Source organism: Nostoc sp. (assembly GCF_036917415.1).
Taxonomy (GTDB): domain Bacteria; phylum Cyanobacteriota; class Cyanobacteriia; order Cyanobacteriales; family Nostocaceae; genus Nostoc.
In genome coordinates this window covers 1-21,511 of record NZ_JBALDJ010000072.1, presented here as the reverse complement: position 1 = coordinate 21,511, position 21,511 = coordinate 1, and the positions used below count along the sequence as shown (strand labels likewise).

Annotated in this window: 19 protein-coding genes; 11 read left to right on the top strand and 8 right to left on the bottom strand. The window is 41.6% G+C overall.

Annotated features, from left to right (window positions below; genetic code table 11):
* Window positions 1-68: 68 nt before the first annotated feature.
* Window positions 69-776: a hypothetical protein gene (locus V7K41_RS14275; protein WP_334849098.1), complete on the top strand. Its 708-nt coding sequence runs from the start codon at window positions 69-71 to the stop codon at window positions 774-776.
* 208 nt (window positions 777-984) lie between these two features.
* On the opposite strand, the gene lspA is transcribed toward V7K41_RS14275, so the two are convergent.
* Together lspA and V7K41_RS14265 are read right to left on the bottom strand one after the other, a co-directional pair.
* Window positions 985-1,461, bottom strand: a complete 477-nt coding sequence (gene lspA / locus V7K41_RS14270) for a signal peptidase II (protein WP_334849097.1) — start codon at window positions 1,459-1,461, stop codon at window positions 985-987.
* A gap of 101 nt (window positions 1,462-1,562) precedes the next feature.
* Window positions 1,563-2,150: a biotin transporter BioY gene (locus V7K41_RS14265; protein ID WP_334849096.1), complete on the bottom strand. Its 588-nt coding sequence runs from the start codon at window positions 2,148-2,150 to the stop codon at window positions 1,563-1,565.
* Between the two features lie 593 nt (window positions 2,151-2,743).
* Here V7K41_RS14265 and pstS point away from each other — a divergent pair.
* The 5 genes from pstS (at window position 2,744) to V7K41_RS14240 (ending at window position 7,185) form a co-directional block, all read left to right on the top strand.
* Window positions 2,744-3,925 (top strand): phosphate ABC transporter substrate-binding protein PstS, encoded by a 1,182-nt coding sequence (gene pstS, locus V7K41_RS14260; RefSeq protein ID WP_334849094.1) that lies wholly within the window; start codon window positions 2,744-2,746, stop codon window positions 3,923-3,925.
* A 142-nt stretch (window positions 3,926-4,067) separates the two neighbouring features.
* On the top strand, window positions 4,068-5,018 hold the full coding sequence (gene pstC, locus V7K41_RS14255; RefSeq protein WP_334849092.1) for a phosphate ABC transporter permease subunit PstC: 951 nt from the start codon (window positions 4,068-4,070) through the stop codon (window positions 5,016-5,018).
* 19 nt (window positions 5,019-5,037) lie between these two features.
* The gene (gene pstA, locus V7K41_RS14250) at window positions 5,038-5,919 is read left to right on the top strand and encodes a phosphate ABC transporter permease PstA (protein WP_104909557.1); all 882 of its coding nucleotides are present in this window, start codon (window positions 5,038-5,040) and stop codon (window positions 5,917-5,919) included.
* A 57-nt stretch (window positions 5,920-5,976) separates the two neighbouring features.
* Complete coding sequence (gene pstB, locus V7K41_RS14245) at window positions 5,977-6,783, top strand: phosphate ABC transporter ATP-binding protein PstB (RefSeq protein ID WP_104909556.1); 807 nt, start codon at window positions 5,977-5,979, stop codon at window positions 6,781-6,783.
* 120 nt (window positions 6,784-6,903) lie between these two features.
* Window positions 6,904-7,185, top strand: a complete 282-nt coding sequence (locus V7K41_RS14240) for a hypothetical protein (RefSeq protein ID WP_292774530.1) — start codon at window positions 6,904-6,906, stop codon at window positions 7,183-7,185.
* A 169-nt stretch (window positions 7,186-7,354) separates the two neighbouring features.
* On the opposite strand, the gene V7K41_RS14235 is transcribed toward V7K41_RS14240, so the two are convergent.
* The gene (locus V7K41_RS14235) at window positions 7,355-7,951 is read right to left on the bottom strand and encodes a glyoxalase-like domain protein (protein WP_334849089.1); all 597 of its coding nucleotides are present in this window, start codon (window positions 7,949-7,951) and stop codon (window positions 7,355-7,357) included.
* Window positions 7,952-8,147: 196 nt separating this feature from the next.
* Here V7K41_RS14235 and V7K41_RS14230 point away from each other — a divergent pair, with 196 nt between their 5' ends.
* Both V7K41_RS14230 and V7K41_RS14225 read left to right on the top strand, forming a co-directional pair.
* Entirely contained in the window at window positions 8,148-8,783 is a 636-nt protein-coding gene (locus V7K41_RS14230; RefSeq protein WP_334849087.1) for a sigma-70 family RNA polymerase sigma factor, read from the top strand.
* 92 nt (window positions 8,784-8,875) lie between these two features.
* Window positions 8,876-9,955 carry a tetratricopeptide repeat protein gene (locus V7K41_RS14225; RefSeq protein WP_334849085.1) on the top strand — a complete coding sequence of 360 codons (1,080 nt, stop codon included), beginning with the start codon at window positions 8,876-8,878 and terminating at the stop codon, window positions 9,953-9,955.
* A 269-nt stretch (window positions 9,956-10,224) separates the two neighbouring features.
* On the opposite strand, the gene V7K41_RS14220 is transcribed toward V7K41_RS14225, so the two are convergent.
* The 3 genes from V7K41_RS14220 to hisG form a co-directional block, all read right to left on the bottom strand.
* Complete coding sequence (locus V7K41_RS14220; protein WP_334849083.1) at window positions 10,225-10,926, bottom strand: hypothetical protein; 702 nt, start codon at window positions 10,924-10,926, stop codon at window positions 10,225-10,227.
* A gap of 338 nt (window positions 10,927-11,264) precedes the next feature.
* Entirely contained in the window at window positions 11,265-12,719 is a 1,455-nt protein-coding gene (locus V7K41_RS14215; protein ID WP_334849081.1) for a sensor histidine kinase, read from the bottom strand.
* A 356-nt stretch (window positions 12,720-13,075) separates the two neighbouring features.
* Entirely contained in the window at window positions 13,076-13,720 is a 645-nt protein-coding gene (gene hisG / locus V7K41_RS14210) for an ATP phosphoribosyltransferase (protein WP_334849078.1), read from the bottom strand.
* A gap of 76 nt (window positions 13,721-13,796) precedes the next feature.
* On the opposite strand from hisG, the gene rppA reads away from it, so the two are divergent.
* Complete coding sequence (gene rppA / locus V7K41_RS14205; RefSeq protein ID WP_292864580.1) at window positions 13,797-14,495, top strand: two-component system response regulator RppA; 699 nt, start codon at window positions 13,797-13,799, stop codon at window positions 14,493-14,495.
* Between the two features lie 567 nt (window positions 14,496-15,062).
* Here the strand turns inward: rppA and V7K41_RS14200 are convergent.
* On the bottom strand, window positions 15,063-16,094 hold the full coding sequence (locus V7K41_RS14200; RefSeq protein WP_334849074.1) for a 1-acyl-sn-glycerol-3-phosphate acyltransferase: 1,032 nt from the start codon (window positions 16,092-16,094) through the stop codon (window positions 15,063-15,065).
* A 693-nt stretch (window positions 16,095-16,787) separates the two neighbouring features.
* Here V7K41_RS14200 and V7K41_RS14195 point away from each other — a divergent pair.
* Window positions 16,788-17,042 (top strand): helix-turn-helix domain-containing protein, encoded by a 255-nt coding sequence (locus V7K41_RS14195; protein WP_334849072.1) that lies wholly within the window; start codon window positions 16,788-16,790, stop codon window positions 17,040-17,042.
* A gap of 1 nt (window position 17,043) precedes the next feature.
* Complete coding sequence (locus V7K41_RS14190; protein WP_334849070.1) at window positions 17,044-20,829, top strand: PAS domain S-box protein; 3,786 nt, start codon at window positions 17,044-17,046, stop codon at window positions 20,827-20,829.
* 57 nt (window positions 20,830-20,886) lie between these two features.
* On the opposite strand, the gene V7K41_RS14185 is transcribed toward V7K41_RS14190, so the two are convergent.
* Window positions 20,887-21,138, bottom strand: a complete 252-nt coding sequence (locus V7K41_RS14185; protein ID WP_334849068.1) for a hypothetical protein — start codon at window positions 21,136-21,138, stop codon at window positions 20,887-20,889.
* Window positions 21,139-21,511 lie beyond the last annotated feature (373 nt).

The following is a 21,511-nucleotide window of genomic DNA, read 5'->3' as shown; positions in this document are numbered from 1 at the left end:
GGAGGATTTTCTAAATCTTAATTATCTGCTTTAATAGGGCGAGTATTCCGTTGAGGTTAATTACAGTAATGTTGGGAAAATCTCTGACCCTGATTGGTACAGCTTTATCTTTGGCACTTACCACTAATATTGCTGTAGCCGAATCCAGTAAATCCCCCATAGCCCAGTCTAGTAGCGACTCCACTAGCACACCAACGGAAATCAAGATGTCGCCAGAAGGTATGAAAATTCTGTGCGATCATTTTCCGCTAAACTCCCGCTGTTCCGGCGGCACAGCAACCACCCCTAGTGCTCCTGCGCCTAGCGCTCCTGATAGCACTACAGCACCAGCACAAACAACGCCAGATAGGACCAGCACTCCTGATAGTACAACTACACCAGGAATCACCCCTCCTGAATCTGGCACTCCCGAAACAACTCCAGCACCAGGAAGCGTTACTCCAACCACACCTGAAGGCGCACCTAGCAACTTAACTCCAGCACCAGGAAGCGTTACTCCAACCACACCTGAAGGCGCACCTAGCAACTTAACTCCAGCACCAGGAAGCTCTACCACTCCTGAGGGCGCACCTAGCAACTTAACTCCAGCACCAGGAAGCGTTACTCCAACCACACCCGAACAACCTGGCACTCCTGGCAGCACTACCGAACCAGGTAGCTCTACCACGCCTGCACAACCTGGCACTCCTGGCACTCCTGGCAGCAGTATCGAACCAGGTAGCTCTCCCAGTACTCCTGGCTCTAGTTTGCCAAAAACTCCTACCACAGGTAATTAAATAAAAAGCTGCGGCATAATCTAAATACTAGTTTGCCATCAGCGATCGTTGGTGCATCTTTCTTGAACTCTTGCACCAGTTATGCAAACTGGTGTCAGATGACAAATAAAAATTGATAAAACCTTATACGTAAAGTCTTCGTATATAAGACTGAGCAAGGGTTTCACTAAGTTAATAGCCTGGGGTTAATCATCCCAGGCTTAATAGTTTAATGGGATCTGCCAGTTGGAGTTGGTGTTTTTTGCAAAGAAGCAATTAACAGGCAAACAATACCGATACTAATAAATGAATCTGCCACATTAAATACAGCAAAATTAATTAAGCGAAAATCAAGAAAATCAACAACGTAGCCTAAAACAAAACGATCGATACCGTTGCCCATAGCTCCACCTAAAATTAAGCCATAGCCTAACTGATCCCACAAATTTAATGTTGGGCCAATTAACGCCAACGCTATCAAGACTAAACTCACTCCTAAAGATAGCCAGCGCAACCACTCTACTTTTCCACTTAAGAGACTAAAAGCCGCACCAGTGTTAGTGACATAGGTGAAGTGAAATATCCCAGGTAAGAGTGGTAGTGTCTGCCCCAAGCTAAAGCTTTGTACTACCCAATACTTTGTTATTTGGTCTAAGAAAAAAGCGATGAAGGCAGCGATCCAGAAAAGACGATTTTTTAAACGCATGGCAAATTAGTCATTGGTCATTGGTCATCGGTCATTAGTCATTGGTCATTGGTCATTGGTCATGAGCTTTTGACAAATGACAAAGGACAAATAACAATGAACTAATAAAACATTAAGTGACGCAATATATATGCTATTACAGTAACTGCACAGACTACAGTTAGTTGACCTGGTAGTGCAAACCAGGAATATCTAAGGATTGCTTGCATCAAGGATAGATTTTCTGTGTCTTTCCAATGAAAAAGATAGCTAATAATCAAATAAGTAATACCGCAGATGTGGAGAGTTAACAAGCCACAGACGCAACTAAAGGCAAGAGTTTCTAGTCGAGGTCTGGCTTTAAAGGCAACTAAGCCACAAATCCAAGCTCCAGGAACAAAACCTAGTAGATAGCCAAACCAAGATAGCTTGACATAACCAATACCGCCGCCATCGGCAAATACTGGTAATAAGGTTAACCCCATAACTAAATAGGCAATTTGCGAAAGTGCACCCGCATTTTTGCCCCCTAAACAACCCACCAACAATACTGCGCCAATTTGAAAAGTGACACCTAAAGGAAAAGTCTGAATTCCGTGCTGACTCCAAGTCCAAGGTAAGGTGATGCCATAAACTTCTAAGAAGGTACCACCCATTGTCAGGAGTAAGCCAATCATAGACCATAGTAATTGATTGGAAGCAGCAAACATTTATTAGGCAACCAAGGAAAAGCAAAAGGGAAAACCAACAGCAACTAATATATTCATTAATATTGAAATGAAATTTGTGCTTACATCTTAAGAACTAGCATATTTTCTTTTGCCTTTTTGGTATGTAATTTTTCAGTTCTACGAATTGCAGCTGAGTTGTCTATTATCTAATTTTATTAGCTGAGGCTTACTGTGAATTCTGGTGTTTAACCTAAAACATGGTAAAATTAACATTCATTATTTATATTAGTATTTATACTAGTTTTGCAAAGCAGTGTCTAAATTTGGCTACAAAGTGTTTAATGCTTAATCTTAATTAATATTAATCTATTTTTTTTATAACTTGACCAACGAAATTACACTAACAATAAAGTTTTGTAAATGAGTACAACAAACTTACTGTAGTCATATTTCTATCTTAAACCTAAAATAAGAGTATAAAATTTATCAATAAAATCTATAAACAAGGGTTTGCTCTTCATCAAAAAAACAAGTATCTTTTTGTTTTGTTAACCTTTCGTTAATCTCTATTGTTGTTCTTTGGGAGTATCTTAGAAACGCTCACCTGAAAAGTTACTAAAAAATTGATAGCGATGCTCTCACGTCTTAGTGCAACAAAAACTCATCGCCTCACAGGTTCAATTTCAGTGTTAGCACTGACAATCAGCCTAGCAGCTTGTGGCGGACAGCAAACACCAGATAGTACAGCCACCAAAGATACACCTTCTGGTACTGCTACAGATACTACTGCCTCTAGCCCAGCTAAATTAGACCTTGGCGGAACCGTAAAGTTAAGCGGGGCTGGTGCGTCTTTTCCGGCACCACTGTACGATACTTGGTTCACAGATTTAAACAAAAAATATCCCAATCTGCAAGTTGACTATGCATCAGTTGGTAGCGGTTCTGGAGTTGAACAATTTATCAAAGGTACTGTAGACTTTGGTGCCAGCGATGTCGCAATGAAGGATGAAGAAATCCAGAAAGTACCAGCAGATAGAGGTGTTGTTTTACTGCCTGTGACTGCTGGTAGCATCGTGTTGGCTTACAACTTGCCTGATGTTCCAGAACTCAAGCTCCCACGAGCCGTTTACGCCGATATTCTACTAGGCAAAATCACGTCTTGGGATGATGCCCAAATTGCCAAGGCTAACCCAGGTGCAAAGCTTCCGAAAGAGTCAATCACAGTTGTTTATCGTTCCGATGGTAGCGGAACTACAGGTGTGTTCACAAAACACCTCAGCGCTATCAGCCCTGAGTGGAAGAGTAAAGTTGGTGAAGGTAAAACTGTCAACTGGCCTAAGGGAGTAGGTGCTAAAGGTAACGAGGGTGTTACTGCCCAAATCCAACAAACTCAAGGTTCCATTGGTTATGTCGAGTACGGCTATGCCAAACAAAATAGTCTCAAGTTTGCTGCTTTGGAAAACAAAGGCGGTAAGTTTGTTGTAGCTAGTGAGGAGTCAGCTTCTAAAACTCTTGAATCAGTACCTCTACCCGCAAATCTCCGCTCCTTCATTTCCGATCCCGAAGGGGCTGATTCCTATCCCATCGTCACTTACACCTGGATTTTAGCTTACAAGAAATATCCCAATGCGGCAAAAGCCAAGGCGATTGAAGCTGCGATCGAATACGCTTTAACTGATGGACAGAAGCAGGCTAGTGCATTAGGATATGTTCCTCTACCGCCAAATGTGATTACAAAGGTGGCTGCTGCTGCTGACCAAATCAGCCCAGAATATAAAATTTCTGTCGCCAGTGGTAGTAGCGCTAGCAAGTAAGCAATCAAACACGCTTATTCAGTAGTAACTTTGAATATGGAGTTATTATTGTATCAGTTTAAATAGATGATGAGGCAACAATTTTACTAATCTAGATTGCCTCCCATATTTTTCTCTGATTTAATTCTGAAAGTCGGTATTCATGACTACAAATTCTCAAAATCTGTCATCAGCGATGAAAAATCGCTCTGACGCCGAAAAATCCTTGGATTTGGGTTTTATTTGGCTAACTAAAATTTTCGCTTTTGGGGTTGCTGGGACTTTATTATGGATCGGGTCGCAGGTTGCAATTGCCTCTTGGCCTGCTATCCAAAAGTTTGGTGCTGGCTTTTTAGTCAACACCACTTGGAACCCAGTTAATGATAGCTACGGAGTTCTACCTCAAATCTATGGAACTCTCTTAAGTTCTTTTATTGGTCTGCTGATAGCAGTACCAATTGGGGTTGGTACTGCTATTGTACTGAGCGAGGATTTTTTGCCCGCTAAAGTGAAGCTGGTATTAGTTTTTGCAGTAGAACTGCTCGCAGCTATTCCCAGCGTTGTCTACGGGGTGTGGGGTATTTTCGTTTTAGTGCCAATCTTAACCAACTTGGGAAAATGGCTCAATGGTTACTTTGGCTGGCTGCCATTTTTTAGCACTTCTCCTACAGGCCCTGGAATGTTGCCGGCGGGAGTCATCTTAGCGATTATGACTTTGCCCATCATCACAGCCTTATCCCGCGATGCCTTGATTTCTGTACCCCCAAGTTTGCGCCAAGCCTCTATCGGACTAGGAGCAACACGCTGGGAAACGATTTTACAAGTTCTTATCCCAGCAGCCTTTTCGGGCATAGTGAGTGCTGTGATGCTGGGACTTGGGCGGGCAATGGGAGAAACAATGGCTGTAACGATGTTAATCGGAAACTCCAACAACATCAGTCTTTCTCTTTTAGCACCAGCCAATACCATTTCTTCTCTACTGGCAAATCAATTCTCAGAAGCGAGTGGTTTGCAAGTTGCGGCTTTGATGTACGCGGCTTTAATTCTATTTTTTTTGACATTGGTAGTCAATATTCTGGCAGAGTTGATCGTTCTTAGAGTCAAGCGAATATAGCTTAGTTTTGGGTTAAATTATGACTTCTAATTTTCCAGAGCGCAGTTTAACTCGCTCCCCAACGTCTCAAAGGACACTGTTCAATACAGTGATGACTGTAGTCGCATTTATCTGCGGAGTATTGGCACTTTTACCTTTGCTAGCAGTGCTTTCTTACGTGATTATTAAAGGCTTTAGCAGTCTGAATCTGGCCGTGTTTGTTGAATTGCCACCCAAAGCTCTCCAAAAGGGAGGAGGCTTTGGTAATGCAATTTTAGGCACGCTGCTGATGGTAGGAATTGCTGCCTTGATTAGTATCCCCTTTGGAGTTTTAGGGGCGATTTACATCACAGAATTTAGTTCGGCGAAAGTAGCTAGATGGGTGCGTTTTGCGGCTAACGTCCTTAGTGGAGTCCCCTCAATTATTGCTGGGGTATTTGCCTATGGGATTGTAGTTTTGACAATGGTAAAGTTGAACTTAGGATCGTATTCAGCTCTAGCTGGAGGGTTTGCACTGGCAATTTTGATGTTGCCAATTATTCTGCGAACTACTGATGAAGCCTTGCAGTTAGTATCCCAAGATTTGCGACAAGCATCTGTAGGGTTGGGAGCAACTAACTTTCAAACGGTGAGTCAAGTAGTCTTACCAGCAGCTTTACCAGCTATTGTAACCGGGGCAACGCTAGCGATCGCCAGAGCATCTGGAGAAACCGCACCTTTGCTATTTACTGCTCTATTTTCTAACTTTTGGCCAGATGGTTTATTCCAACCAACAGCTTCCTTGGCTGTTTTAGTTTACAAATATGCCATTTCTCCGTTTAAAAATTGGCAATCTCTAGCTTGGGCAGCATCTTTAATTTTGGTATTGATGGTTCTAATCACAAGTATCATCGCTCGCTGGGCAACTCGCAAAAAAGCTTAGTAAACAACTATACACAGTGCAAATTCCCATCGCTTAAACTAACACTAGATTTAATTTATGGCTACCAACACTAGGACAGTGAATGACACTGAAACCGTTTTACGCACTGAAAATCTCAACGTTTACTATGGTAAGTTTTTAGCCTTACAGAATATTTGGCTAGATATACCGAAAAATCAGGTGACTGCTTTTATCGGCCCTTCTGGTTGTGGTAAAAGTACGTTGTTACGATGCTATAACCGTCTTAATGACCTGATTGAGTCATTTCGGGCAGAAGGTAAAATACTTTTTTACGATAAAAATTTGTATGCATCCGACATCGACCCTGTAGAAGTGCGTCGGAGAATTGGGATGGTGTTTCAAAGACCAAACCCATTTCCCAAATCAATTTATGACAATATTACTTTTGGAGCCAAAATCAACGGCTATAAAGGTAATTTGGATGAATTGGTAGAAAGCAGTCTCAGAAAAGCAGCTTTATGGGATGAAGTCAAAGATAAACTACAGCAAAGTGGTTCGTCTTTATCTGGTGGACAACAACAACGGTTATGTATTGCTCGTGCGATCGCAGTACAACCTGAAATTATACTGATGGATGAACCTTGCTCCGCTCTTGACCCTATTTCCACCTTGCGTGTTGAAGAACTGATTCACGAACTTAAAGAGCAATATACTATTGTCATTGTCACCCATAACATGCAGCAAGCAGCGCGTGTTTCTGATAAGACAGCCTTTTTTAATGTTCGGACTTCAGAAACAGGAACCCGTAATGGCTATATGGTAGAGTATGATGCAACAGAAGTAATTTTCAACAATCCTCAGCAGGAAGATACCAGAGATTACGTCAGTGGCAAATTTGGATAAATAAATATTTTACATTTTTGATGTTAAAGCAATGAGGGATACTCGAAAATTAAAGTTGTGCGATATTCCTCTATGTTTTTTATTTGAAGGACTTTTTTCTCCCCAACAAACTTCATTTCCATGCTGTCTGATGTCTATTACTTAGTGCGCTCAAAAACTGACGGGAATTATCTTATAGCTCGTCCTGATGCTGAAACATCGGGTTATTTATTGCTGTTTCAGGAAAACTTTGACGCCCTTAGCTATCTCAACACCCATGCAGCAGAAGTGGCAAATCGTTTTGCTGTGGAATCTATTGCGCGTACACAGTTAGGAAATTTGCTCAAACGCTGGGGTTTTAACGGTGTGGGTATTGTGACTGACCCGTTGTTGCCCAAAGTTGAATTTTTACAGCACAATTAACTAATTCGTAATTTTTTTAATTAAATAGTTGTGCGTACAGGGAGGGGTTGGGGGTGGGGTGTTAGGGGACTTTTGCAAGAGGTCTAATCTAAAATCCAAAATCTAAATTCCAAAAATATTGGGTGGAGCGCACGCCCCACCCAACCTAAAATAATCTAATTATTAACTACTAATTCGCTACCTCAGCCACCTCAATGACTCGCCCTTCATAGTCCTTGACCAAAAAGTTCAGGGGTTTGTGGTTACGAATCTTCAATTTCAAACCGCGCATTTCGACTCGCATTAAAATCATTTCCAGGCAGTCATGGTCAAAACAAACGTGGCGTTGCTGATTTTTGCTACCTAAACTTGCACCAGTAATGACGTGTAGCTGAGTGTTTTTCTTCAATTGATACCACAGCCCATCGTTAGCATTATTCATCATTTTGCTAGACAAGCTCGGCCCAGTAGACATATATAACGGATCGATCCCAGTTGCGCCTATAGTTTGTTCGTAGTTGTAGTAGTAGTGCAATGGCACCTCAGCTGCTGGCAAATCTAGCAGTCCTTCATACAACTGTCGGGCAATCTCCAAATCTGACACCATTACGGTGTGTACTTTTGGAGCACTGGTGAGAAACATCCACATAGCACCAGCGTAAGCTGCTAGCAGCATCACCATAATGCCTTGAGTGGAGAACAGGCTATCTAAGGGCAGGGAAGGCAGAAAGGAGCCTAAAGTAAGGGGACTGAGCAGGAACGATACCACACTAACTGCTATAACCATGAACAAATAAGGATTCTTTAAGAGAGTTGATTTTATGATTATCGATTAAGACTAAAATTAAGTCCTTGTTTCTAGTTTATCAATACTCAAGTAGTCTGAGTTTCATCTACAAACTGAGCAACACCAAGATATTATGCGATTAACTAGGGGAGTGCAATTCCCAAAACTATTTTAACAACTATCAACTCCAAGATTTGTGCAAATTCCTCATTTTCCCGAAGCTAATCACCCGCTGGTGAAGTCGCTGTTCCATCACAGTGACCATGAACTAGTGACTCTGTTTCAGCGCTATCCAGATGCCGGAAAGTACTTTACAGTGATTTTTTGTCGCTATAGCCCCATAGTCTACACCTTAATTCGGCATTCGGCGCGATCGCCTGTGCAAGCAGATTATCTGTTTGCCCTCACCTGGCGACATATTTATTATGAACTCGGTGGACTAAAGTTAACTGACTCTGAATCAGGTGAGGAAGCTTTGACCATGCAGAATTGGTTAATTAATATGACAGCTTTCTGTATAAATGAGATTAAACTACCACCCACAGAAGCAATTCATTATTCTCTGCAAGCGACTTCGCCACCGCTATGGTGCTATGTAGAACAGGCGTTAGACCAACTACCACCAGTTTTACGATTAATTGTGTTGATGGCTCAAACTTTCCATTGGAGTGAAACTAGAATCGCTGCCTATCTACAAGCTGAAGGAGAAGCGATCGCTCCTAATGAAGTAGCCAATTTTCTCCAAGAAGGCTATCGTATGCTAGAGGACAAATTGCCCACAGATATCCGCACCATATACTTTGGGGAAGATTTAGCTCAATCAAAAACTTAAGTATAAACGCGTATACTGATTGTCTTCAACTTAAAAACTAAAACTTCTTCTTAGACCTTCTACTTAAACCCGCAACTTTACAAGTAATTTTTATGAAACAACGGCTTGTATCTCCCTGGCAAAAGGTAGGCTTAATTTGTGTAGGTGCGATTTCTTGTCCCCAGGTACTTTTACACAGCTTTTTACTGTTAGCTTTTTTGCTGAGTCCTGTAGCGGGTGCGGTTGATATTACCGAACAACTCCATCGCCCTTTAAATAATTCTGTTGGGCGACAATCAAGAGATGAAGCAGACGGTTTGCTGCGTATTGCTGAACAAGAATACGCTTCAGGACATGGCGACAAAACAATTGCGTCTTGTTTGCGGGCATTAGAACTATATCATTCCATTGGCGACCTGAAAGCACAAGGTCTGACATACAATTTGCTTGCTAAAGCTTATGTGCAGCTTGGTAGTTCAAAAGAGGCAGAAGATGCTTTTAGAAGAGGATTAGCGATCGCTCGTGATACTAAAGACTTGCAATCTCAAATTTTTGTGCTGAATAATATCGGTACATATCTGCTGCAACAAGGCGAATCTGCCGCCGCTGGTAAAATAGTTGAAGATGCACTCGCAATTGCTCACGGGGTCAAAAATATTGAAGGTGAAGGACTGTCTTTGAGTAATTTGGGTTTGGTAAGTGCCAGGTTGGGAGATTATAACAAGGCGATTAAACTGTACGAAAATGCTTTAATTTTCCGCCGTCAGACTGGCGATGCCATCGGTGAAGCAAATACCTTGAATAATTTAGGAGATGCTTATTTAGCATCTGGAAATTATCAAGATACCATTGCTACTTATGGTGAAGCAATGCAGACAGCTAAAACCAACCGCGATCGCACTAATCAATTACGGGCAATTGACGGTTTAGTTACGGCTCACACTGCTGTAGGACGTTACGAACGCGCCTTTGACTTACTAGAGCAGCGTTTAGCACTCGCTAAAGAATTACAAAATTTACGCGAAGAATTAAAATCTTTTGAATCTTATGCTCAGTTATATAAGCAACAAGGTAATTATTTAACTGCCCGCAATTTTTACGAAAGGGCAATTATACTGGCGCGGACATTGCAAGACAGCAAGCAAGAAGTGCAATTGCTAGATCAGTTAACTAAAATGCTTCAGCGAAAGTAGTTAAAAGGGCGGTTGAAAACCACGTCTACACAGGCAAAATCGACCTATGTGGGTTATAAAAGCTTGATTTTCTCTTACCCAGGTCAGTGTAAGTAGGTCGGCGTAAATAATTATTGTTGGGATAAGGCAGGGGGCAGGGGGCAGGGAGCAGGGGGAGAAAGAGTTTGAGCATTATTTACTTTTCTTCACACAGTTTGGTTTTATTGCACCGACTTACTTAGCTCTTATTTATGTAGCCGTGAATGACCTTCGCCCTAATTCTAAATTAATTAATTCAAGAACACTGAACCATTCCGTTCGATTCTCATTGTACTTCTACCCTGTGTTGCATTGGTGGCTTCCTTAAATGTAACTTCCAAATTTCCTGGCTCTGAAGCAGCTTGTGGAGTCACTATCAACTGTCCGCCATCTTCTCGTTCAAATGTTACTGTTACTGGTGCTTTTAAAGCTTGGAGTGTTACATCTGACTTACCTTGTAGCGATCGCGGTGCCGTATCGCCAATCACTTGGAAAGTTATTTTAGCCGCAGTATTATTAACTAACTTGATATTAACCGTACCATTAGTAATTGCGATCGTCGCAGTGGGGGTTTGCCGTGGTTCTACCATTGGTTGTTGGTCAGTAGAAACCGCAGGTGGTGAAGGCTGTTGAGTTCGATCGCCAGGAATTGGGCGTGCTGGTCTAGCACCTGGTTGTGATGGTACGGGAGACACTTGCCCTTCAGTCGGAGGAACTGGTTGTGATGGTGTGACACCTGATTCTGGTGATACGGGAGCTTGAGAGCGGTTGTAGGGTGGTTCGCTAAAAATGCTGGGACTTGGGTTTAGTGTTGAAGAAGTAGCTCCTGGCTGTTTAACATTGGGAGTAGATTCTTGTGCGAAAGCTTGAGGAATTGCTGGCAGGCTAATCAACAATCCCCCACAAAGAGCGCCAAATAACTTGCTAGACTTGCGGAAATTTTTAAACTTCATATTTGTTCTTAACTCCTAAAAAAACTTCAACTTTTTTTGATTACAAAAATTTCTCCAACCGGAAATTAAATTAGGTTTTATCGGTCGTTGAGTATATCTAAATATTTAACAAATGACTCAATTTATCGCATCTAGCTAAGGACACGGAAATCATCTAAAAAAAATGAAAATATTTCATTCTCAAGATTTAAAGTCTTAATCATTGTCATTAAGCACATTTCTATAGTAGTCAACTTCAATATACTGCTAAAAAATTAATTTTCTCGCTAATAACTAAAGTCAATTTGAATAGACTCAAATCTTACATCTATCACAGGAAATAAAAATTTATTAGCGAATTAAGACTCAAGAGTTATTGGTAAAGTGATAGTAAAGGTAGTGCCAATGCCTTGGCTACTTTCAACTTGAATATGACCGTGATGATGTTCGACAATAGCTTGAGCGATCGCTAATCCCAATCCTGAACTAGTAGCGCTAGCTGTCGCTGTATTCCCCGTCCTATGAGTACGCGCCGGATCTACTCGATAAAAGCGGTCAAACAAGCGTGGTAGCGCTTCGGCTGGAATTCCAATTCCGGTATCACTCACCTTAACTTGCAACTGGGCACTGGTGTTACGTAGTCCAGAAACACGATTTATTCCTTCTATCCGCGCCAATTCCACTTTCACTCGTCCACCAGCTGGAGTGTAATGCAAAGCGTTAGCAATTAAATTTGTGAATAGCCGCACCAATTGATCCCAATTACCTACAAGAGTAAACCAATTTTCCAGTAATTCGGGGCTAGTTTCAGAAATAGGAGGATCAACTAAGTCTAGAGAAAGGGCGATTTCTTTCTCAGGGACTAACAATTGTTGTTCTTCAACCACCTCTATTAGCAAAGCATCCAACGGACAGGGTGAAAAAGTATCTTTGCTAATACCACTATCCTGTCGTGCTAGGAAAAGTAAGTCATCGACTAACTTACCCAAGCGCTGCGTTAACCGTTCCACCACCTTTAACTGTTGTCGATATTGCAAAGAAGTAGTCGTTTCTGTCTCTGCTAAATCCAAGTCAGCAAGCGTAACTTGCACATTAGTTTGAATCAAAGTGATAGGACTTCTAAGTTCGTGGGAAGCATCAGCAGTAAATTGTTTAAGACGTTGATAAGATTCACCCACCGGTTCCATCGCTTTACCCGAAAGAAACCAACCACTTGCGCCTACGGAAAGCACCATTAATCCAATACCTAATGCCAAATCAAAAATTAACTGGCGACTAGGTTTAGTAACTTCAAACCAGGGATGACTAACACGCAGATATCCTAATACTTTTCGTCTCATTTCTACGCGTTGGGTGACTTGTCGCAATAAGAGTGGGGAGTTAGGAATTTTAAATTTTGAATTTTCACTCTCTCCCTTGACTATGCGCACAGTTTCACCAGTGCGATTGATACGAATGGGAATATTTAGGGGTTCAGATAGCGTTGACCAAAGTAATCTACCAGTTGGACTAAACCATTCTAGGTCGATGTGGTCATCTTCTACAGTGTCGGTACGATCGCCAAAACTGGCTTCTACATTAATGCGAATTTTATCTGCATCAGTATTAATTGGCTCAAATATGAGCGTAGATGCACAACCACTATTTATGAGGCAACGCTCCACTATTTCCACTACATGGTTAAGGGTGTCATCAATCCGCTCAATCAGTGTAGTACGAACGTATAAATAAACGCCACTGGCAAACAATAGCAGTAATACAGCAGTGACGGCAGTGTACCAAATTGCAAGACGGCGGCGAGTAGCCTGAAACATACAGCAGTTTTCTTTTACATGAAGTAGAAAGCTACGGGTTTAAAGGCAGGAGGTAGGAAGTAGAAACTCTTTATGTCTGATGCGTGAGTCTTGCATTTTGTACCTTATCTACTTGAAAACTGTTGTATTTACCCCACAAGCAACAGTTGAGTATTTTTTATCTGCAAGTCACTTGAATACAAGATGCTGTAAGAACGAATAGTACAGCGTTAGCTAGAAACGAGCATCTAAAGAAGCGTTATCAGGACTTACGCACAGGTAACGAAAAATCAAACCACAGAGGACGCAGAGGACACGGAGGAATAAGAGTTTGAGGTTTTTTTGCGTAAGTCCTAGTTATTACAAATTACATGATATTAAACCCCTACCAAAACGGCCTCCCGCAGCTTGCCAATCACATCACTCAGATTACCCGTATTCAGGCGGTAACTCAGAGGATGGGCAATCAACCGCGCCGTGCTTTGATATAGACTAGCAATTTCAATCAAACCATTTTCGCGCAAAGTTCGCCCTGTAGAAACCAAATCTACGATCGCTTCTGACATTCCAGTAATTGGACCTAATTCCACTGAACCATACAACGGCACTATTTCCACAGGTAAATCCAGACTATGGAAATATTCACGAGCGCAATTCACATATTTTGAAGCAACTCTACCATGCGGTGGTAAATCTAAAGGCGATCGGTAAGAACTTGATGCTTTTACTGCTACTGACATTCGACAATGACCAAACTGCAAATCTACCAAGTGGGCAACTTGCGGCTGCTTCTCTCGTAACACATCGTAACCAACAACCCCCAGTTGTGCTTGACCATATTCCACATAAACAGGCACATCTTGCGCCCGCACCAGTAAAGCTTTCGCAACTCCTTTAGTATCAGGAATTTGAAGTTGGCGAGTTCCTGAATCTAAAAAAGCACTAAAATCTAATCCGACAGCTTGTAGCAAGCGGATGCTATTTTTAAGTAGTTCCCCTTTTGGCAATGCAACAGTCAGCATTTTTTTTATTGGTATCCTTAGCGTTTTGGCAGTTGAATAATATTGAGAATATCTCTATATGCTTACCACAAGCAGTATGAGAATTTTATTAGTTGATGATGAAGTTGAACTAACTCAACCCTTGAGCCGCTTATTAACTCGTGAGGGTTATGCTGTAGATGCCGTTTATGATGGTACATCTGGCAGCGAACTTGCACAAGCAGGCAGTTATGACCTACTTATTTTAGATTGGATGCTGCCAGGAAAAACGGGGTTAGAGATTTGTCAAGAATTGCGACGCCAAAGCAAAACCACTCCCGTTCTGTTTCTTACAGCTAAAGATACTCTTGATGACCGCGTACAAGGTTTAGATGCTGGTGCTGATGACTATTTGGTTAAACCTTTTGAACTGCGGGAGTTATTAGCAAGAGTCCGTGCTTTATTGCGTCGTTCCGGTTCCCAAACCTATGAAACCACTACTGGACGTTTAACCGTTGCTGATTTAGAACTCGATAGTGAAAATCAAGTAGCTTATCGCCAAGGACGAATAATTGAGTTATCGCAAAAAGAAAGCCAGTTGTTGCAATACTTTATGGAACACACTGGACAACTTCTGACTCATGCCCAGATTATGCAAAATTTGTGGCAAGAGTCAGAACAACCCAGTAGTAATGTAATTGCGGCATTAATTCGTTTGTTGCGGCGTAAGATTGAGGTAGGTAGAGAAACTACGCTGATTCACACAGTCTACGGCAAAGGCTATCGTTTCGGTGCTTCTTCAGTGGAGTCAGTTTAGCGGACTGTTTCGACTCACAAAGATTTGGTTAATTGTTTAGGAATTTTGCGGTTGATTGATAAGTTTTTAGGACTTACGCAAAAACATCTCTAAAACTCTTGTTCCTTTGTGTCTTTTGCGTCCTTCTCTAACGAGACGCTACGCGAATGCAGTTCGTTTTTTCATGATTTTGCGTAAGTCCTGGTTTTGCTTAAGTATTGATAACGAAACAGGTTGTGTTGATAACGAACGCATAAGTGTCGTTACTAACAGATAAGCATTGGTAACAAAACAGGTTGTGTTAGTAACGAACGCATAATTTGTCTTAATAACGGATAAGCATTGGTAACAAAACAGGTTGTGTTGGTAACAAAGGGACAAGCTGCGGTAGGAACAATAACTTCATTCCTAACAACACGTCAATACAGCATTATCAATGTTTTCAACGATTTTCTCTATTATTGGCTTAGTCAACAGTATAGTGGCGATCGCACTCACAACAGTCATCAGCGTCCCAGGTTCCATAGCTTTCATTTAATTGAACCATATTGTAAACCTGTTATAATCAACCAATTTCAGCTTGTAATATTAAGATTTACCCAAAAATTGATTAATTTGAAGTTGCAGTTTTTCTCGTAATTGTTGTGCCTGCTGATAGGCTGCTGCACGCCCTTTCTTTGAATGGTTATCCAATCCTGCTGGTTGTAAAGGGCCAATAAAGTAACGCAAACGAGTTCTCATTGCCCAAACTCCCATTGAGGGAAACAGAAGTAAGGCAAACATTAAAGGCGACAAAGGTAGGAATGGTAGTTTGACTAGTCGTTGCAATTTGGTGAAATTAACAGCCCAAGGATGCAAAAATTCACTACCGATGCAAACTACTGGCAGAATGGGAATATGATAGCGATCGCTCAACTGAACAAAACTCACATCAAACTTTTCTAGTTGATAGCATCTTCTCCAACCTTTCAAAGGCCCGCGAATACCTTCGGGTGCATATAAAAGAATTTTACCTTGAGCAAGCGCCCCCTCAAAATCATCTAATTTGGCTCGCACACCACCTAAAACCTGCGACCATTGAGGTGGTAGCCACCAAATCACCCAAGGATGCTCAAATAATGCTGGATTTGCTATGGGTTGTACTACCCATCCTTTGGCTTCACTTAATAAATAACCCAAGGTTAAAAAGTCCCAAGGAAAACACATCCCGGCATGATTCATTGCCACAATCAATGGCTCTGTTGGTGGCAAGTTTTCAACTTGTTGCAACTCTCCCCGAAAATAGTATTTAACTATAGGGTTCAGAAGTTCTTTACGAAAAGCTTGTTGATATTTGGGATCGAATTCACCAACTTCTTTTCGAGGTGAACGAAAACCCAGACGCAACCAGCGACTCAACAACGCTAGATAAAATCCACCAGGAATTAAAAATAATCCATATTCTAGCCAATTCCAACCATCTCGATCTGTGTGATAGTGCTGCCAATGGCGATTGAATAAAATTAGCCACCCTGGAGGATACCAAAGACAAAACCAATCAAACCAGTTAAATATATAGCCTTCATCTGGTGCATTTTCCTGTTGACTGTTTAATAAGTTTTCGGAGTGTTGATTAATCAAAACAGTTAAAGATTAGGATTAGGCAAAAGTTTTATTAATAGGGGATTTTCAGGAGGCAGGAGGAACCGATGTTTAAAAACATGGGATTGTAGCAAATACGCTTTGTATTTCACGGCACTTTCTGCTCGATACAATTCTTTTTTTTGATTGGGCACTGAATCAGAACTAAAGTTTTTACTTCTGCTTGGTTGTTGAGCCTAGTCGAAACACTACTTTCTGCCCCCGCCTTTCTTTGTAACTTGCTAGTTTTATGACTGGCATCTTACCATAGAAGTAAAAGTAACTACATATTTTGGAATCTATTTTAGCTTTAGTTGCTACACTAGCGATGATTTAAAAGCTTTTATCAAATACAAAAGGAACTTTTTCTATATAGATAGTTTATATTTAACAAATTAATTTCGATATGAATCATGAAAGTATGACGCACCACAAGTTTTTTAGTTGTGTGCAATGTCTGATAATAACTAATTAAATTGCTTTAGATAATACTTTTGTAACATAGCAGATAGTACAACAATTAATGTTTCTTCTAGATATACCTTGTACAGCGAACAGTCAGGCGCGAACATTGATAACTGAATATTGATGTTTCGCCAAAAGATGAAATTGATAACGACTAATGATTATTTAAATTCTTCCTGAAGCTGGAGTGGAGACGAATGGCGAGACATCTGTCTTACTCTTCATACTATGGAACTAGGAAAACCACTTAAAATTTCAGATTTAATCCGTCAACTTCGGCAGCAACTCAATCTCTCTCAAGAAAAGTTTGCAGCTAAGTTAGGAGTTTCCCTACGAACAATCAATCGCTGGGAGAACGGATCTACAGTGCCTTCACAGATGGCACTAAAGCTGATTGAAGAAATGTTAGAGAAGATGGGCCAAGCAGGCAAAAGATTAGTGAATGAGTATCTCCCAAAATCGGAGCAACGGGAGGACTCTTAAGATGATGGTGAAAGTACCTGAAAAAATTTTGATGATGCGTTCTTGGTTCATAGCTTTTAGTGTGATGATTTTGGCAGTCATAGCGGCACTGCTGTTGACGAAAGTCTTACTACCAGTTTTCGATCCGAGCATATTTACATTATTTTATGCTGCTGTGGCAGTTAGTGCTTGGTATGGCGGTATGAGGCTTGGAGTGTTAGCGATCGCTTTATCTGTGACAACTGCGCTCTATTTTTTAATCGATCCAGTCTACTCCTTCGATTTCCTCAGTTTGAAAGTTCTGGTACGATTAACCACGTTCTCACTAGTATCCTTTTTAATTACTGCGCTCTCTTCGGAGTTGCGAACTGCTAGACGCAAGGCAGAGACAAGCTTCAAATTGTTGCAAAATAGCGAAATGCGGTTTAGCCGACTGGCAGAATCCAACATCATTGGAGTCATCTTCACTGATTTGAACAACGGCTGTATTATCGAAGCCAATGATGCTTTTCTGAAAATGATCGGTTATACGCGAGAAGATTTGTCTGCTAACCAAATAAACTGGCGCGAGATTACCCCACCAGAGTATCTTCTTTTGAGTGAACGTTCGGTGGAAGAAGTGAAAACTACTGGAGTATGTAAGCCTTTTGAGAAAGAATACATTCGTAAAGATGGCGATCGCATTCCTGTTCTGCTCGGTTCTGTGACGCTGGGAAATACTCAAGAAACGGTCATTGCCTTTGTTGTTGATTTGAGCGAACAGCAAGCAGCGCTACGCAATCGCAAACAAGTAGAACGAACTTTGCAAGAGAAAGAGGAGCGTCTGAGGTTAGCTAACGAACGGTTTGAGTTAGCAGCATCTGCGGTAAACTGTCTGATTTATGACTGGAATATAGAACAGGATAGTGTTGAAAGAACTGATGGGTTAACCCGAATTTTGGGTTATTCCCTCGCAGAATCTGAATCAACTGGTAGTTGGTGGCGTGAGCTTATCCATCCAGAGGATTTGCAATATGTACAAGAAGAGGCGGGAGTTGCTTTGGCAAATAGCGATCGCTATGCTGCCGAGTACCGAATTCGCAACAAAAACAATCAGTACATCTATGTTTTGGATCAAGGGATAGTAGTACAGCGAGATGCTGACGGAAACCCGGTACGTTTAGTTGGCAGCACTACAGATATTAGCAAACGCAAACAGGCAGAAGCAGCAATCCAAGCAAGTGAGGAGCGGCTCAGGAGTTTTGTGAAAGCGAATATAGTTGGTATTCTCTTTGGTGATGTGAATGGCAGCATCATTGAAGCCAATGACGAGTTTCTGCGAATTGTCGGCTATACCCAAGAGGATATCCAAGCAGGTAGATTACGGTGGGCTGATATTACGCCATCTGAGTACCAATATTTAGACGAACTGGCTATTGCCGAAGCAACAGCGAAGGGAACCTGTACTCCTTATGAGAAGGAATTTATTCGCAAAGATGGTTCCAGCGTACCAGTTGTAATTGGCTACTCCCTTTTAGGAGAATTTCGGCATAAATCAGTTGCATTCATTCTGGATATTAGCGATCTCAAACAAGCTAAAAAAGCGCTGAGTCAGAGTCAAGAGCAATTTCAAGCTTTTATGGACAATATTCCCGCCGCCGCATGGATTACGAATGCAGAGGGACGCGTACTTTACCTCAGTCCAACTTATTTCAGCACGTTCAATGTAGCAACAAATAAGGCGATCAATAAAAACATTTTTGACCTATACCCAATCCAAATCGCTCAACCCCTCCTGGATAAGATTAGAATAGTTGCCGAGACGAATCAGGTTGTTCAAACGATTGAGTCTGCTCCACGCACAGATGGCACCCTTGGCGAATTTTTAGTCTATAAGTTTCCCATTGCCGATGCCTCTGGCCAACGCCTGGTAGGAGGGGTTGCAATTGACATTACCGAACGCGAACGTGCCCTTCGCGAACGTCAGCTTGCAGAACAAGCCTTACAAGAGCGCAGTGAAAGACTTAAACTGCTTTCGGAAACGACCAGTGATTTGCTTTCAACCGAGCGCCCCTTGGATCTAATGAACAGCTTGTTTAGCAAACTCTCGGCGCAAATGGATTTGCATTTTTACTTTCACTATTTAATCGATACACACGAAAATAAGCCAAAACTTCGGTTAGTAGCTTGGAATGGTATTACTGATGAAGTATTTCAAACAATTGAATACGTTGACTTTAATGAAGGGATATGGGGACTAGTGGTGCAAGAACGCCGTCAAATCGTCGTCAATAATGTGCCGCACTCTACCCATCCCCATGCCCAGATTCTCCATGCTTTAGGAATCACAGCATATACAGGTCAACCGTTAATTGCTCAAGGAAAGCTGCTTGGTGTCCTCTCCTTTGCCAGTCGCACTCGTACCCATTTCACTTCTGAGGAAATAGCTCTATTACAAGCAACTTCCGATCAGGTGGCGGTTGCTCTGGAACGCGCTCAGTTAATGGCTTCGTTACAGCGACGGAAAGAAGAATTAATCCAAGCTAATCGAATCAAAGATGAGTTTTTGGCGGTGCTTTCCCACGAACTTCGCACGCCGCTAAACCCGATTTTAGGATGGTCAAAGTTACTGCAAACGAAAAAGTACGATCGAGCAACCACTACTCGCGCTCTCGAAACCATTGAGCGCAATGCCAAGCTTCAAACCCAATTAATCGAAGATTTACTGGATGTCTCTCGTATTCTGCAAGGTAAGCTGAGTCTGAATATTGCTCTTGTGAATCTAGAAACTGCGATCGCTGCAGCAATAGAAACTGTACGTCTAGCCGCTGAAGCCAAATCGATCGATTTGCGATTTACGATTTTAGACTTCGACGCAAACACTCAGTCCTTCCCTGCGGGACGCTACGCGAACGACAAGGCTCAGAAACCATCAAAGGATTTTGGATTAAAAAATTCTCAAATAAATTTAGACTCTATCGATTTTAATAAGCAACCTAACAAATTAAAATGCCAAACTTCAAATTCTAAATTTTCAGTCACAGGTGATTCCAGTCGCTTGCAGCAAGTTATCTTGAATCTACTTTCCAATGCTATTAAGTTTACACCCCAAGGTGGAGAGATAGAAATCAGTTTAGAGTCTGTTGGTTCTCAGGTTCAGTTGCGAGTCAGTGATACAGGTAAGGGAATTAGCCCTGACTTTTTACCATTCGTCTTTGACTACTTTCGACAAGCTGATGGCGCAACCACTAGAAAATTTGGAGGACTGGGCTTAGGATTAGCTATTGTTCGTCACATTGTCGAGCTACATCGCGGCACAGTTAAGGCAGAAAGTTTGGGTGAAGAACAGGGAGCAACTTTTACAGTCATGCTACCGTTAATCGAGGTCGATTTAAATAGTCATCAGATTGCCTCTCAAGTTGATAATTTGCCCGATTTCAATGGGTTGAAAGTTTTGCTTGTAGATGATGAGCGTGATACGCGAGAGTTAATTGCTTTTATTTTGGAGCAATCTGGTGCGGTAGTAATCCAGGCTGCATCTGCGATGGAAGCACTACGAATTATGCCTCAGTTCCAGCCAAATCTGCTGTTAAGCGACATTGGAATGCCAGAAATAGACGGGTATATGCTGATACGTCAAATTAGAGCTATGTCACCAGAACTTGGAAGAAACATTCCCGCGATCGCCCTTACAGCTTATGCTGGTGAGGTTGATTATCAACAGGCAATTGCCGCCGGATTTGGGCAGCATATCACCAAACCAGTGGAGCCAGCTAAATTACTGCGAGCGATCGCCAACCTAATTTATAGTTGTAGCAATCTGCGTTAACTCCGTAACTTTTTTGAGAAGTCACGGATTGGTGTTAATTGAAAGACTTCATTAATTTTACAACTCGTTCCTTAACTTCATCTCGAACGCGGCGAAAAGTTTCAATTGATTGCCCTGCTGGATTGTCATTTTCTTGCAAGCTTCCATCTTTGCCTTCAAAATCGGTCGGGAAGCATTGCTAATATCTGTTTCTCCAGCACAGAATTTTTCAAATCCGCCACTGGTACCAGAAATATTAACTGCAACTAGTGCCTTATTCTTGGGGTCGCCTTGAAACTCTCTAGCGATCGCCTGCACAATCGCATACACTATGCTATAACCATCAATTTTAATCGTCGCTACCTTTATCGAATCATTTACCTGTGTAACCTTTGGCGATTGCTAAGTTTCAATTGATGAATTAGGTGTGGTTGTGCAACTGCTCACAAAAGCCAACACTCCAAATAAGAGAGCTAATTTTTTTGCCATTGCGTTCATTGACTTCACCGTTATCGGTAATTTTGAAAGTATGCTTACATCATTTCAAAAAAAATTGATGTGTCAATACCAAGCGGTTATTATTACATTACCCAACAAGTCTAATAAAGAAAAAGCCCGAAGCTGTGAAGAGAGCTAGGGGCTTTTTGAGTTTGAAATATAAACCTGGCATCGAGCTATTTTTGCGTAGGGCAACCCCTAAACT

Bases quoted from the DNA above. Each gene is read 5' to 3' on its own strand.
- V7K41_RS14225 (WP_334849085.1), top strand. From the start codon at position 8,876: ATGAAACAACGGCTTGTATCTCCCTGGCAAAAGGTAGGCTTAATTTGT.
- V7K41_RS14235 (WP_334849089.1), bottom strand. From the start codon at position 7,951: ATGGTTATAGCAGTTAGTGTGGTATCGTTCCTGCTCAGTCCCCTTACT.
- V7K41_RS14195 (WP_334849072.1), top strand. From the start codon at position 16,788: ATGGAACTAGGAAAACCACTTAAAATTTCAGATTTAATCCGTCAACTT.
- V7K41_RS14265 (WP_334849096.1), bottom strand. From the start codon at position 2,150: ATGTTTGCTGCTTCCAATCAATTACTATGGTCTATGATTGGCTTACTC.
- lspA (WP_334849097.1), bottom strand. From the start codon at position 1,461: ATGCGTTTAAAAAATCGTCTTTTCTGGATCGCTGCCTTCATCGCTTTT.
- rppA (WP_292864580.1), top strand. From the start codon at position 13,797: ATGAGAATTTTATTAGTTGATGATGAAGTTGAACTAACTCAACCCTTG.
- V7K41_RS14190 (WP_334849070.1), top strand. From the start codon at position 17,044: ATGATGGTGAAAGTACCTGAAAAAATTTTGATGATGCGTTCTTGGTTC.
- V7K41_RS14220 (WP_334849083.1), bottom strand. From the start codon at position 10,926: ATGAAGTTTAAAAATTTCCGCAAGTCTAGCAAGTTATTTGGCGCTCTT.
- pstS (WP_334849094.1), top strand. From the start codon at position 2,744: ATGCTCTCACGTCTTAGTGCAACAAAAACTCATCGCCTCACAGGTTCA.
- pstB (WP_104909556.1), top strand. From the start codon at position 5,977: ATGGCTACCAACACTAGGACAGTGAATGACACTGAAACCGTTTTACGC.
- pstC (WP_334849092.1), top strand. From the start codon at position 4,068: ATGACTACAAATTCTCAAAATCTGTCATCAGCGATGAAAAATCGCTCT.
- V7K41_RS14215 (WP_334849081.1), bottom strand. From the start codon at position 12,719: ATGTTTCAGGCTACTCGCCGCCGTCTTGCAATTTGGTACACTGCCGTC.
- hisG (WP_334849078.1), bottom strand. From the start codon at position 13,720: ATGCTGACTGTTGCATTGCCAAAAGGGGAACTACTTAAAAATAGCATC.
- V7K41_RS14240 (WP_292774530.1), top strand. From the start codon at position 6,904: ATGCTGTCTGATGTCTATTACTTAGTGCGCTCAAAAACTGACGGGAAT.
- V7K41_RS14275 (WP_334849098.1), top strand. From the start codon at position 69: ATGTTGGGAAAATCTCTGACCCTGATTGGTACAGCTTTATCTTTGGCA.
- pstA (WP_104909557.1), top strand. From the start codon at position 5,038: ATGACTTCTAATTTTCCAGAGCGCAGTTTAACTCGCTCCCCAACGTCT.